Source organism: Streptomyces sp. NPDC019396, from assembly GCF_040632375.1.
Classification (GTDB): domain Bacteria; phylum Actinomycetota; class Actinomycetes; order Streptomycetales; family Streptomycetaceae; genus Streptomyces.
Map to the genome: position 1 here is coordinate 14,667 of NZ_JBEYBS010000017.1, position 13,391 is coordinate 28,057.

Genomic DNA, 13,391 nt, shown 5'->3' on the forward strand with positions numbered 1-13,391 from the left:
CGACCGCGTCGGTCGGGGTCTACGGGAGCGTCTACACGTCCGGGTCCGGGTTACGGACGCCGGTGCTCAGGGTCAGCCGTTCCAGGTGCCGGTGAGGGCGAGGTGGCCGGGGGTGTTGGGCAGACCCTGGGTGGAGACGGTGGTGGTCGGGTCCCAGGTGCGGTCGGTGTGACGGGTGGTGTGGAGGAGCTTGCCGTCGGCGGTGGTTACGGCCACCTGGACCTCGCCGGCGACGTTGGCGGTGGCGACGGACTTGGCGTTGACGGTGCCGAGGATGTCCTTGAGCTCGGTCAGCGGCGTCCAGTTGCCGTTGAAGTTGCGGACGGCGTGGTACTGGCGGGTGCCGTTGTCGGTGGCGATGACGACGTGGGTCTCGTCCCCGGCGCCGACGGTGCTGATCGAGGTGATCGGGCCGGTGGAGCCGGCGGCTCCGGCGACGTCACCCCAGCCGAGCCAGTTCCCGTTGCTCTGGCGGATGGTGTGGTAGGCCTTGCCGCCGCTCACGGTGGTGACATGCAGCTCGCCGCGTACGACGGCGGTGGCGGCGGCGGTCACGTTGGCGACCTTGCCGGAGGTGATGTCGCGGAAGGGGGTCCACTGGCCGTCCTTGTCGCGGACGGTGTGGAGGGCCTTGCCATCGGCGACGGCGACGACGTGCAGGTCCCAGCCGATGTTCATCGCGGTGACGCCGGTGAGGTTGCCGAGGGTGCCGGCCACGCCGAAGACGTCACCGAACTTGGCCCAGGTGCCGTCCTCCTTGCGGATGGTGTGGAAGAGCCCGCCACTATTGCTGACCGCGAGGACGTGGGTGTCGCCGTTCATGCCCACGGCGGCGGAGTTGCGGATCCCGCCGATGCTGTCGGCGGCTGCCTTGGCCTGGACGTCGTTGAAACCGGTCCAGGAACCGTCGTTGACACGGACGCCCTGGTAGAGGCTGCTGCCTGACTGGATCAGTGCCTGGGTCTTCCACCCCGGGGAGAGGGCACGCACGCGCTGTACCCAGTCATGAACGTTGTCGACGCGGGTGCCGAAGGCACCGGTGCGGGTCTCGGTGGCCGGGGCGCCGAGGCAGTTGCCCTGGAAGGCGCGGCTGACCAGGCCCACCAGTTCCGTCTTGCCGTTCGCGGTGCGCAGTGCCGGGGCGCCGGCGTCGCCCTTGCAGACGGTGGCGTCGGCGGGCGTCTTGGCTGCGAGGTCGAAGCCGTCGGCGGTGGTGGTGCCCACGCTGTAGGTTGAGCTGTGGCGGCTGATGGAGCCCCAGCCGTCCACGGTGCGGCCGAAGCCGACGACGTCGAGTGCCTGACCGGCCGTCGGGGCGGTCGTGGCCAGGGCGACCGGGGTGAACGCGGTGGGGGCGGGCTTGTCGAGGCGCGCCATCACCAGATCACGGTCCGGGTGCGGGACGAGCTGGGTGATGTCGCTGGCGTGGCCACCGCTCGTGATCATGATGGACTTGCCGACGACGACGCGGGTCTTCTCCTTCGGCGGCCCGGCCGCGACGGCGTTGCTCTCGGCGGGCTTGTCGGCGAAGCAGCTCTTGGCCGACGCCACCCAGTACGGGTCGACGAGGACCGCGGAGCAGGAACGCGTGCCGCCGCCGATGTCCAGCTTCGCACCGAACAGCTGCTTGTCGAGGACGGGCTGGCCAGCGCCCAACGGACCGGAGGAACCGGTGACGCGCATCTCCAGGAGGACGGCCTGCTTGGGGTCGACGGGGTCTGCTTCGCCGAACCCCTTGGCCGTGTCCTCGGGGACGGCCAGCTCCTTGGTCGTGCCGGCGATGGAGACGCTGGCGTTGATGTCGCGGTCGACGGTCTCGATCCGGTAGGCCCGCGGGATGTTGACGGACAGGTAACCCGTGTTGCGGGCCTTGAAGCAGATCCTGGACTCGCTGGTCTTCAGGTTCCGCGCCCACACCATGATCTGGTACGGGCCGGAGCAGCTGGTGTACCAGATGTCTCCGTCACCGGCGATCAGGGTGGCACCGGTGGCTGCCTGGATCTCGTCGCTGTTCGGATAGGCCCCGTCCTCGACCACGAAGGGTGCGTCGGCGTTGGCCGCCGCCTCCTCGGCGGCCGAGGCCACGGGGGCCGCCGCTCCGAGAACGAGCGCCGTCGCGGTGGCGGCGGGCAGCCACCGGCGTATGAGCAATGCCATGGGATCACTTTCGTCGTCTCAACCCCGCCTGAGCGGAGGTGAATCAGAGGCTTTTCCGTGGACACGGACAGCGGGGTACAACAGGGAGAGCCGTGCCGACGCGACGGCGCCTGGCGATGGGTCGCTGGGTGAGCCTGCCTCATCGGTGGTTCCGCCATCAGCGATCGGTCGAACGAGACCGTAGCGCGCTGACAGCAAACTTATCAACCATCAGCGAGCTGCATACAACGCTAGTTGACGTCCTACAGGGTTCCCGCCTACGGTCCTGACAGCGGCGGCCTCACGTCTGAACGCACGACCAGGACCACAACTCTTCCCAGTACACCGGAACTTCGAGCCTGGCTGACGACAACCGTGCACCAATCGACGGTTGTCCACCTTGCCCTGCCCTGACGTCCCGCGCAGCGACAGTCCGTACGGCTGGCGATGCCGAGTCGCGCGATGCAGAAACCCACATCAAAGCCGCCTTGCGGTGCTTCGCCGCGCCGCTCGTACCGCAGAACGCTCATTGACCAGAGGGGAGCACGCTCAGTGCGCCAGAAACCAGCCCGAATAGCGAGAGGTTCGGGGAGGAGACGTGCTGGCGGCGGAATGGTCGCCGGCGCCGTACTGCCTCTGGCCCTGCTCGCGAGCCTGGTGTCCGCCGTGCCCGCCGCAGCGGCTGAGGATCCGGTCAAGCAACTGACCGACCGTCAGCAGATCATGCAGCTGTGGAAGAGCGGCGGCCCCGCCGTGAAGTCCGCCGCTGGAGCCGCACTTGTCGGCAACGACGAGCAGATCCGGAAGTACATCGCCGACGGCCAGAAGGTCGCCGAGCAGCTCGACCTGCGGGAAGCCGCCCTCAAGCTGGTCACCGAAGCGGGCCCCGGCGTCAGCGAGGCCGCGGCGAAGGCCCTGGACGGCACCCCGCAAGACCTCGCGGCGTTCATGAAGGACGGCTGGAAGCAGCCGCTCGCCGACGACCAGCGCGTCGAGGCAGCGCGCGCCATCGAAACCGGCGGAGCCGGTGTCCGCGAGGTCGGCAACGCGGCGATGCGGGGCTCGATCGACGACATCCGCGCCTTCCTGACCGAAGGCCAGTACAAGCAGCGTGACGACGACGCCCGCGTCCGCGTCACACAGATCGAGGCCACTGGCGGTCCCGCCACCAAGCGCGCGGCTGCCGAAGCCCTCCGGTCGGGCATCACGGAGGTCCGCGAGTTCCTCGTCTACGGGCAGCACATCACCGCCGCCCAGGACCGCGAACACGCCACCATCTCCGATCTGGCCGAGCAGACCAAGGACGCCGGCACAGCGGCGGAGAAGGCCAAGACCGTCGCGGAGGAACAGGCGGAGAAGGCCAGGACCAGCGCCCGGCTGGCCAAGGAGGAGACCGCCAAGGCAGCCGCCGAGAGCGCGGCGGCCAAGAAGGACGCGGTCCGGGCCAAGGACGCGGCACGCCGGGCTGCGGAGTCCAGCCGCCGGGCCGCTGCGGCCGCCCGCACCGCGATCTCGGCCGCCAAGGCAGCCAACGCCGCCGCGCAGGCCGGAGCGATCGCCGCCCGGAATGCCTCCGACGCCGCCCTCCAGGCCTCGAAGGCCACGAGCCGGGCATGGGACGCAGCAGGTTCGGGCAAGCACAACGCGCTGGTCGCGGCCGCGGCCGACGAGGCGGCCGCCGCCTCCTCCAGGATCGCCGACTCGGCCGAGGCCATGCAGAAGACCGCGGTCAACCTGCAGCGCACCATGCAGGCCACGCTCGACACGATCAGCGACATGTACGCCTCGGCGGACGCCGCCACGGAATCCGCGAACTGGGCCAAGGAATCAGGCGTGGAGTACGGCAACGCGTTGGCTGCTGCCGCCGCCACCCGCCGGCATGCCGCCGAGGCCAAGCGTGCCACCGGCATCGCCATGGCCAACGCTGCTGCCGCCGCCTCGTCTGCCGGAGAAGCCGCCGCGGCGGCACGCTCGGCCGCGGGCCATGCCCGCAAGGCCGCCGAAGCCGCCCGCAAGGCGGCCGAACACGCCGGTGACGCACAGGAGGCCGCGAACCGGGCGAAGGCCGCTGCCGACGAGGCGCTCAAGGCCGCTCAGGCCGCGGGCGAAGCCGTCAAGAAGGCGCAGGACATCCAGGCCACGACCCGTAAGACCGAGGCCGAGGAGATCGCCAGCCGCACCCACACGCTGGTCAACGAGGCCAAGGACGCCGCAGAGACCCACAACCTGGCCAAGGCCGAGGTTGCCCGCGTCTCGCAGGAGGCGATCAAGCTCGACGCCGACTTCATGCAGCTCGCCGACCAGGCCCGCCAGCCCGGTGCGGACCCGGCCCACATCGCCACGGCGGGCCGCAAGATGGCCCTGATCGCGATGCAGACCCGCGGCCCCTGGTCCCGCGCCGCAGCCGAGGCCGCCCTCGCCGGTGACGACGCCGCTGTCGTCGCCTACGCGAGCACGGACTGGAAGACGGCCGGCGGACAGGACGAACGCGACGAGGTCAACACCCTCGCCCAGACCGGCGTCTACGACGACCTGCGCACGGCCGCGACCGAGGCCCTCAAGGGCACACCCGCCCAGGTCCACGCCTTCCTGACCACCGGTCAGTACCAGGCGGCGGCGCCCGACCGCCGCATCGAGGTCGCCCGCATCGCGGAGGCCGGCGGCCCCGGCGTCAAGGAAGACGCCAAGAAGGCCCTCGACAGCTCAGACCCCAAGGCCCTCGACGCCTTCCTCACCGTCGGCCAGCACCAGGCCCGGCTTGAGGACGACCGCGTCGAGGCAGCACGCCTCGCGGAAGGCGGCACCCCCGAGCTCAAGGCGGCAGCGGAAACCGCACTCGCCAGCCCCGACACCAATCTGCGCACTTTCATCGAGTCCGGCCAGCACCGCGCGAAGCGCCGCGACCAGCTCAACGCCGCCCACATCGCGCAGGTCCAGGCCATCATCGCCTCCTCCAGCGAGATCGCCGCCCGCGCCTTCCAGGACGCCTACACGGCGGCCGAGAACGCGGCCAACGCCCAGGACGACGCCAACGCCGCCCGCAACCACGCGGTCACCGCACGCTCCTACGCCGACAAGGCCGGCGACTGGGCCAAGCAGGCCGCCGACTCCGCCCAGAGCGCCCGCAACTCGGCCAACGCCGCGGCCGCCTCAGCGGCCACCGCGCGCAATGCCGAGAGGCAGGCCGCTGACGCCGTCCGCCGCGCCGACAACTCGGCCGTACAGGCCGGCGCCAGCTTCCAGGCTGCCGTGGGCTACGCCCAGGACGCCATGAATGCCGCGGAAGAGGCGCGTGCCTCCGCCGTCGCCGCCGGCCAGAGCCGCGAGAGCGCTCGGAACACGTACACGAAGACCGTCGAGCGCTACATGACCGACCAGTACCAGAAGGCGGTACAGGAGCGCCTGCGCGCGGAGGCAGAGGCGAAGAAGAAGGCGATCGTCAAGGTCGCCTGGACCGGCTTCCACATCTACCGGTTCCTCACCACCAAGCAGCTCCCTCCGGGTACGCCCCCCGGCGTCTACCTGGACGTCATACATTTCGGCCTCGACATCCTCGGCACGATCCCGCTCTTCGGCGAGATCGCCGACGGCATCAACTGCGGGATCTACGCCATCGAAGGGACCGTCCAGTACTTCCACCCGATCGGTCGCGAAGGCGCCTGGGTCGACGCCGGCCTGGCCTGCGCCGCCATGATCCCCTTCGCCGGCTGGGCGAGCACAGCCGTCAAGCTCACCCGCTACGCGGAGAAATACGGCCCCGACGCCAAGAAGCTGTTCGACGACATAGTCACCGCCCTGAAGAAGGCGCCCAGCTGCCCGGGCAGGAACAGCTTCCCGGCTGGTACCCGGGTCCTCATGGGCGACCGGACCACGAAGCCCATCGAGCAGGTCCGCACGGGTGACATGGTCCAGGCCACGGACCCGATCACGGGAGCGTCGGGTCCCCGTGGGGTCGAAGCCACCATTTACACCCCGGACGACCGCGATTTCACCGACATCACCCTGAGCGCCACTCGTGGTGAAGGCATGGTCACGGCCACCGACCACCACCCCTTCTGGTCCGAGAAGACCAGGACGTGGACCGACGCAGCAGACCTGAACGCGGGTGACACGCTCCGCACGGAGGCCGGCGACGCCGTCGAGGTGGCCAAGGTTCGTCACTGGAAGACCCTGCAGCCTGCGTACAACCTGACCGTCAACGACCTCCACACCTACTACGTACTCGCCGGCGCCGTGCCGGTTCTGGTCCACAACACTGACGCAATACCGTGTCTGACGGTCCCCGTCGAAGATGTCAATGGGGCGTTCCACCGCGCCACCTTTGACACGCCTGGAGAGCAGTTCATGGATCATTACAATAGGCACGGTGCGCCGTATGGTTACACGCAACAGGAGTACCTCGACAATGCCGCGGCACTGGCCCGGCGTCTGTCGCAACCCGGCGGGGCAGTGGGCTGGAAGAAGAATCTAACACCCATCGGAGCCCATGAAGACAATCTGAAGGGATTCAAGTACGTCAATGAAGATACGGGCGAGCTCCTGATCACGTCGCTGGACGGCAAAGTCGTCACGCATCATCCGCTCCCCCGAAGGAATGGCTGAAGATTGCGAGGGGCTATGGAATTGAGCCTGATGGACGCCCATACCATCTGGCGTCGCCTGCCGTTTCCGCCATTTGGATCGACGCGGGAGTTGAAATTGCTTCGCGCCGATCTTGGCGAGGCCGATGAGCACGCCATGGTGATCGAGGCCTTCATGAGGACCGGTGTGTTCAGGCCATCGGGCGCGGATGTCATAGCGGAACTCGAAGATGTCATCGCTCGGGCCGACGCTCTGTGTGCGGAATATGCGGGAAGTGACCTGGTGGCTGCGCGAGAGGTTCATGCATACGCAACGCTGCTGGCGATCGCCTATCGGGGCTTCCTCAAAGCAGGTGAATCCAGCTAGGTGTTTCAGCTGGGTGCGCGTGAAGGCCAACGGACCGGTGAAAGAGGGCATCATCAGTAACTCAGGGATAATTTCACCGATTCGCCCCCACGTTAGCGGTCAGCTTCTCTCCGAGGGAGGCGAGCTGATGAGGCCGTGAGGGCACCCTTTCACGCGGCGGACTCCTCCTGCATCTCATTGAGACCGCACCTTACGCACATATATGGCAGTCGGAGAGGGAAAGCGCTGGCCCGAGGGTCTGGCAAACCCGTGGTTATGGCAGTCCGCTAGCCGGCGGCGTCGTCCTGAGAAGAGCCCCGCCGGATTCCGGCGGGGCTCCTTGGGGTGTCTGACGGAAGTAGTTGATGCTGAGGTTGAAAGGGTGGGGCGACAGCGGGCGTTGGCGGCACTACATCCTGGTCGTGAGGTACGCGGGTGGACCTCACTTCATCTCCTTGGTGAAATACTGGGCCCCGGCGAAAGATCCCCGTTCCAGCTGCCACCGGTTCCCGGACGACGAACTCCTGAGTGACTGACGCGGGTTTGGAACTGGCATCGGCGCCAGTGCGACCCCTGGCCACCAGTCGCACCGAAGACCGTTGCGCGCTACTCGGGTGTGGTCCGAGCGAGGAGGGACGAGCAGATCTCGCCGGCGCGTACCGCGGTGGTCGACAGCAGGGTCGACGTGAGGCCGTGCGTGTGTTCCGTACCGCCCTGGAGGTAGATCCCCGCGGTCACGTTCGATACGGTCACCACACGGTGGTCGCGGTCGACCTGGATGAGGTCCTCCTCGTCGCGCAGACAGAGCTTGGCGACCTCGCCCAGATCGTCGCCGAGCCCCCGCGGCTGGTAGCCGGTGGCGTGCACCAGTAGATCGGCGGCCAGCAGCTCGCGCTCCCCCGTCGGCAGGAACTCCACGGTCACCCGGACACCGGCAACGTGTGTGCCGACCTCCCGGATGCGGGAGACGTTCATCATGCGCAGACGCTCCCTGCCCCGGACCTTCTCCTGGTACATGGTCCGGGACAGGGACTGGATCAGGTCCATGTCCACCACGGAGTAGTTGGTGCCGCGGTGGTAGTCGAAGAGCGAGCGCTTCACGTCGCGCGGTGCCCCGAAGTAGACGTCGACGGCCTCGGGGTCGAAGATCTTGTTGGCGAACGGGCTGTCGTCGGCGGGTGTGTAGCCGTACTTGGCGAACACGGAGCAGATCTCGGCGTCCGGGAAGCTGCGGTGGAGGAAGTCGACCGCCTCGGCGGCGCTCTGTCCGGCGCCGAGTACGACGGCGCGGCGCACGGGTGTGCCGGTGCGGAGCAGTTCGCCGACGCGTGGCAGCAACTCGCTGTTGTGCCAGACGCGTTCGGACAGCACGGTGCCGGGGGGCAGATGCGGCTCAAGACCGGTCGCCACGACGATGGCGCGCGTGCGGCGGACGGTGCGGCGCCCGGGTGCGGCCGGGTCGCGGCTGATGACGTCGAACCAGCGGATCTCGCCGTCCTCCGTGACGGGCCGGACGGAGACGACGTCCGCGGAGTACTCGACGAGGTGCGCGAGGCGCTCGGCGGCCCATTCGAGGTAGTCGTGGAACTCGATGCGCAGGGGGTACAGGGTCTTCTGGTTGAGGAAGTCGACCAGCCTGCCCTGGTCCTGCAGGTAGGAGAGGAAGCTGAAGTCGCTGGTCGGGTCGCGCAGGGTCACCAGGTCCTTGAGGAACGACACCTGCATGGTGGCATCGTCGATGAGCATGCCCCGGTGCCAGCCGAAGTGCGGCTGGCGCTCCAGGAAGGCGGCGCGGAAGTCCTCCAGGCCAGGGGTGTTCGCGATGCGTTCCCGGATCGCGATGGCGAGTGCCAGATTCGACGGTCCGAAGCCGATGCCCACGACATCGTGGACGGGTTCCCGGTCGTGCTCCCGGTCGTTGTGCGGTGTCGTCATCGCGTCATCGCCTCCCCCAAGGGGGTCTCGGTCCCAAGAGGTTCTCGGTGTCCCCGGAGTGGAGACACGGGCTCCCCCGAGCAGACACATGTTAGATAAGGTAAGCCTTACCTTTCAATGGCTGAGGAGGGCTCATATGCGGGTCATCATGTTCGGCTATCAGACCTGGGGACACCGGACGCTTCAGGCGCTGCTGGATTCCGGTCACCAGGTCGTCCTGGTCGTCACCCACCCGAAGAGCGAGCACGCGTACGAGAGGATCTGGAGCGACTCCGTGGCCGACCTCGCCGAGAAGCAGGGTGTGCCCGTGCTGTTGCGCAACCGACCGGACGACGACGAGCTCCTCCGTAGCATCGAGCGCGCCGAGCCGGACCTCATCGTGGCCAACAACTGGCGCACCTGGCTGCCCCCCGAGATCTTCGACCTCCCCCCGCACGGCACCCTCAACATCCACGACTCGCTGCTGCCCGCGTACGCCGGCTTCTCCCCGCTCATCTGGGCCCTCATCAACGGCGAGCGGGAGGTCGGTGTCACCGCGCACCGGATGAACGCCGAGCTCGACATGGGAGACGTCGTGCTCCAGCGCTCGGTGCCGGTGGGGCCCACCGACACCGCCACGGACCTGTTCCACCGGACGGTGGACCTGATCGGCCCCATCGTCACCGAAGCGCTCGATCTGATCGCCTCCGGGCAGGCAGTGTGGACGCCTCAGGACACGTCACGGTCGAGCTTCTTCCACAAACGCTCGCTCGAGGACAGCCGGATCGACTGGAACTGGCCCGCCGACGCACTGGAACGCCTCGTCCGCGCCCAGTCCGACCCGTACCCGAACGCCTTCACCCACCATCGCGGCGAGCGCATCAGGATCGTCTCCGCCGCCGTCTCGGAGGGGCGTTACGGAGGCACCCCGGGGCGCGTCTTCATCCGCGAGGGCGACGGGATCGTCATCGTCGCCGGTGCCGAGGCCCGGTCGGGGCGCCTGCCGGGGCTGGCGATCAGGCGGGTGCGCACCGAGGACGGAACCGAGCTCGCCGCGACGGACTACTTCCGCACCATGGGGGGCTATCTCACTGCCCGGCCCTGAGTCCTGACCCCCGCCGGAGCGCTGTCAGCGGGCGGCGACGTGTGGTGGCGGCCGACCGGGACCACCATCGGCGCCCCGCTGACCGGATCCTCACCGACGACGCAGCGCAGTCCGAAGACCTCCTCCACCGTGGAGGCGGTGATCACCTCGGCGGGTGCGCCCTCACCGACGACACGACCGCCCTTCATGGCGATGATGTGGTCGGCGTAGCGGCAGGCGTGGTTGAGGTCGTGCAGCACCATCACGACCGTGCGGCCCTGGTGGCGGTTGAGATCGGTGACGAGGTCGAGGACGTCGATCTGGTGGGCGAGGTCGAGATACGTGGTGGGCTCGTCGAGCAGCATCACTGGGGTGCCCTGGGCGACCGCCAAGGCGATCCAGGCGCGCTGGCGCTGCCCACCGGAGAGTTCGTCCACGGCGCGGTGTGCGAGGCCCGTCATCGATGTGGCGCGCAGCGCTTCGTCCACGGCCCGCTCGTCGGCCTCGGACCACTGCCGCCACCAGGTCTGGTGGGGTGAACGGCCCCGCCCCACCAGGTCGATGACGGTCAGGCCCTCGGGGGCCACGGGCGTCTGGGGCAGGATGCCGAGCCGCTGGGCGAGCACGCGCGTCGGGATGGAGTGGACCGAGCGTCCGTCCAGGTGCACCGTTCCCGCCCGGGGCTTCAGCAGCCGGGCGAGGGCGCGCAGCAGCGTGGACTTCCCGCAGGCGTTGGCGCCGACGATCACGGTGACGCGTCCCGAGGGGATCGCCACGTCGAGGTCGTCCACCACGATCCGTTCGTCGTAGGCGAGGCGCAGTCCCGAGGCCCGCAGGTCCGGTCCCGCACCGGGCGGTGCGGCGTGCCCCTCCCCCGGATCCACGTCGGCCGGAGGCATTGCGCCGGCTTCGGTGTGCTTCTCGTACGTCGATGACACGTTGTCAGCCTCCTGAGCCGGCGCGGTTGGCGCGGATGAGCAGCCACAGCAGTACGGGTGCGCCGAGCACACCGGTGACGATGCCGACCGGGAGTTCCGTACCGGGAATCGCCTTCCGGGCGGCCAGGTCGGACAGCAGCACCACGAAGGCGCCCGTCAGCCCCGAGGCGAGGGGCGTCGGATGGGCCGTGCCCGCGAGGCGCTGGGCGATCTGCGGGGCGGCGAGCGCGACGAAGGCCACGGGGCCGGCGGTCGCCGTGCCGAAGGCGACCAGGCCGACGGAGCACAGCAGCGCGGCCACGCGGACGGACTGCACCCGTGTGCCGAGGCCACGGGCCATGTCGTCGCCGAGCTGGAGTGTGTCCATCAGCCGTCCGAGCAGTACCGCCGCGGGCAGCAGCACCGCCAGGGTGAGGGCGAGCGGGCCGATCTGCTGCCAGGTGCGGCCGTTGAGGTTGCCGACGAGCCAGCCGAGCGCGGCCTGGGCCTCGAACTGCCGGCCGCGCGCGAGGAGGTAGTCCGTGGCGCTGGTGCAGATCCAGGCCACGCCGACACCGACGAGGACGATCCGGTAGCCGGTGGTACCGCGCTTCCAGGCCAGCAGATACACCAGGAGCGCGGCGGTGAGCGCCCCGAGCAGCCCCAGGATCTGGGTCCCGGGACCGAGGTCCCAGCCGAGGACGATGCCGGCGACGACGGCGGTGCCGGCGCCCTGGGTGACACCCATCAGGTCGGGACTCGCCAGTGGGTTGAGGGTCAGGGTCTGGAGCAGTGCGCCCGAGACGCCGAACGCGATGCCGACGAGCACCCCGGCCAGCATACGGGGCAGGCGTAGTTCATGGACGATGAGCTCGGTGCCGGGGTCGCCGCTGCCCACCACGGCGCGGAGCACGTCGGCGAGCGGGAGGGGGATGTCCCCGATGGTGAGCCCCACCCAGAACAGCGCAGCGGTGGCGGCGCCGAGCACGGCACAGACGACGAGCAGCCTGGGTCGCAGCACGCCGGAGACGGGTGGGACGGGGAGCCGGTAGGCGAACCGGCCCGGGGCGCGCACGAGGTGCAGTCGAGGAGCCGCCGTGTGTTGACTGTCCGGGACCGGTGCGATGTCGGTGGTCATGGCTCACAGCTCCGCGAGTCGGCGGCGGCGTACCATCGCGATGAAGAACGGGCCCCCGATGAAGGCGACCAGGACACCGGCCTGGATCTCGACCGGGCGGGCGATGAGCCGTCCGGCGATGTCGGCGGCCAGCAGCAGGGACGGGGCGAGCAGCGCCGACAGGGGCAGCAGCCAGCGGTGGTCGGGGCCGACGCCCGCGTACTGCGCGAGGATGCGGGCGATATGCGGGACGACAAGGCCGACGAAGACCACCGGGCCGATGACGGCGACGGCTCCGCCGGTGAGCAGGGTGACGGCCACGACCCCCTGGAGGCGGACCAGTCCGACCCCGAGCCCCAGGGACTTCGCGATGTCCTCGCCGAGGGCGAGGCTGTTGAGGCCACGCGCGCAGGTGAGGGCGAGTATGCCGCCGGCCACCAGGAACGGCAGCACCCCCAGCAGCACCTGCTCGTTCTGATCGGCCAGTGAGCCCGCGGACCAGAAACGGTAGCGGTTGAGGGCGTCGGGGTCGGTGAGCGCGACGGCGCTGGTGAGGGAGAACAGCAGCGAGGTCACCGCGACCCCGGCGAGGGCGAGCTTGACCGGGGTCGAGCCCGACCGTCCCAGTCCGCCGAGCAGGTAGACCAGGACGCTCGCGGCCAGTGCTCCGCCGAACGCGAACCAGATGTATCCGTAGACCGAGCCGAGCCCCAGCACCCCGACGCAGAGCACCACGGCGAATGCGGCACCGGCGCTCACCCCGAGGATGCCGGGGTCCGCGAGCGGGTTGCGTGTCAGCGCCTGCATCAGCGCACCCGACAGACCGAGCGCGGCTCCCGTCGCGACGCCGAGGACGGTGCGCGGGAGGCGTACGGACCAGATCACGTCGGACACACGGGAGTCGGGCGGGTCGCCGAGGAGGGTGTCCCAGACCTGGTCGAGCGGGACGCTGAGGGCTCCGTACGCCATCGACAGGGCGCAGAGCACGAGCAGCAGCATGCCGGCGAGCAGGAGGAGCACGGCGGCGCGGGGGCCTTTTGCCGCCCGGACCGGGCCTGGGCCCTGTCCGGGCGACTTCCGAGGATCGGCCCGCGGCGCATGCGGTGCGTCGCAAGGCGGAGCATCGCCCTCGTACGGGGCGAGCCCGGGTGGTTCCGACAACGCCGCGAAGTGCCGTAGCCGTTGTCGCGGGCCCGAGAGAATCGCCCGGACAGGGCCTAGGGTCCCCACACCCACAACCTCCGCTCGTCCAGCGTCCGTTACAGGGCAAGTGTGGCCGGAACCCCCCTCTCCGGGG

At 69.5% G+C, this 13,391-nt stretch carries 8 protein-coding genes; 3 read left to right on the plus strand and 5 right to left on the minus strand.

Annotated features, from left to right (window positions below; all coding sequences use genetic code 11):
* Positions 1-72: 72 nt before the first annotated feature.
* Positions 73-2,157: a trypsin-like serine protease gene (locus ABZ532_RS20290; RefSeq protein WP_361285213.1), complete on the minus strand. Its 2,085-nt coding sequence runs from the start codon at positions 2,155-2,157 to the stop codon at positions 73-75.
* Between the two features lie 591 nt (positions 2,158-2,748).
* Between ABZ532_RS20290 and ABZ532_RS20295 the strand changes: the two genes are divergently transcribed.
* Together ABZ532_RS20295 and ABZ532_RS20300 are read left to right on the plus strand one after the other, a co-directional pair.
* The gene (locus tag ABZ532_RS20295; RefSeq protein ID WP_361285216.1) at positions 2,749-6,738 is read left to right on the plus strand and encodes a polymorphic toxin-type HINT domain-containing protein; all 3,990 of its coding nucleotides are present in this window, start codon (positions 2,749-2,751) and stop codon (positions 6,736-6,738) included.
* A gap of 21 nt (positions 6,739-6,759) precedes the next feature.
* The gene (locus ABZ532_RS20300) at positions 6,760-7,083 is read left to right on the plus strand and encodes a hypothetical protein (RefSeq protein WP_361285219.1); all 324 of its coding nucleotides are present in this window, start codon (positions 6,760-6,762) and stop codon (positions 7,081-7,083) included.
* Positions 7,084-7,668: 585 nt separating this feature from the next.
* Here ABZ532_RS20300 and ABZ532_RS20305 read toward each other — a convergent pair.
* Positions 7,669-8,997 carry a lysine N(6)-hydroxylase/L-ornithine N(5)-oxygenase family protein gene (locus tag ABZ532_RS20305; RefSeq protein ID WP_361285222.1) on the minus strand — a complete coding sequence of 443 codons (1,329 nt, stop codon included), beginning with the start codon at positions 8,995-8,997 and terminating at the stop codon, positions 7,669-7,671.
* A gap of 136 nt (positions 8,998-9,133) precedes the next feature.
* Between ABZ532_RS20305 and ABZ532_RS20310 the strand changes: the two genes are divergently transcribed.
* Entirely contained in the window at positions 9,134-10,081 is a 948-nt protein-coding gene (locus ABZ532_RS20310) for a methionyl-tRNA formyltransferase (protein ID WP_361285225.1), read from the plus strand.
* Here ABZ532_RS20310 and ABZ532_RS20315 read toward each other — a convergent pair.
* The 3 genes from ABZ532_RS20315 to ABZ532_RS20325 are packed head-to-tail and all read right to left on the minus strand — an operon-like array spanning position 10,060 to position 13,093.
* A complete protein-coding gene (locus ABZ532_RS20315) occupies positions 10,060-10,959 on the minus strand; it encodes an ABC transporter ATP-binding protein (RefSeq protein WP_361285505.1) in 900 nt (299 codons plus the stop codon). The genes ABZ532_RS20310 and ABZ532_RS20315 overlap by 22 nt on opposite strands.
* A 43-nt stretch (positions 10,960-11,002) precedes the next feature.
* Entirely contained in the window at positions 11,003-12,115 is a 1,113-nt protein-coding gene (locus ABZ532_RS20320) for an iron chelate uptake ABC transporter family permease subunit (protein ID WP_361285228.1), read from the minus strand.
* A 3-nt stretch (positions 12,116-12,118) separates the two neighbouring features.
* Complete coding sequence (locus ABZ532_RS20325; protein WP_361285508.1) at positions 12,119-13,093, minus strand: iron chelate uptake ABC transporter family permease subunit; 975 nt, start codon at positions 13,091-13,093, stop codon at positions 12,119-12,121.
* Between the last annotated feature and the right edge of the window lie 298 nt (positions 13,094-13,391).

Excerpts from the sequence above, each read along its gene's own strand:
- ABZ532_RS20290 (WP_361285213.1), bottom strand. The coding sequence starts at position 2,157 with ATGGCATTGCTCATACGCCGGTGGCTGCCCGCCGCCACCGCGACGGCG.
- ABZ532_RS20295 (WP_361285216.1), top strand. The coding sequence starts at position 2,749 with ATGGTCGCCGGCGCCGTACTGCCTCTGGCCCTGCTCGCGAGCCTGGTG.
- ABZ532_RS20305 (WP_361285222.1), bottom strand. The coding sequence starts at position 8,997 with ATGACGACACCGCACAACGACCGGGAGCACGACCGGGAACCCGTCCAC.
- ABZ532_RS20310 (WP_361285225.1), top strand. The coding sequence starts at position 9,134 with ATGCGGGTCATCATGTTCGGCTATCAGACCTGGGGACACCGGACGCTT.
- ABZ532_RS20315 (WP_361285505.1), bottom strand. The coding sequence starts at position 10,959 with ATGCCTCCGGCCGACGTGGATCCGGGGGAGGGGCACGCCGCACCGCCC.
- ABZ532_RS20320 (WP_361285228.1), bottom strand. The coding sequence starts at position 12,115 with ATGACCACCGACATCGCACCGGTCCCGGACAGTCAACACACGGCGGCT.
- ABZ532_RS20325 (WP_361285508.1), bottom strand. The coding sequence starts at position 13,093 with ATGCTGCTGCTCGTGCTCTGCGCCCTGTCGATGGCGTACGGAGCCCTC.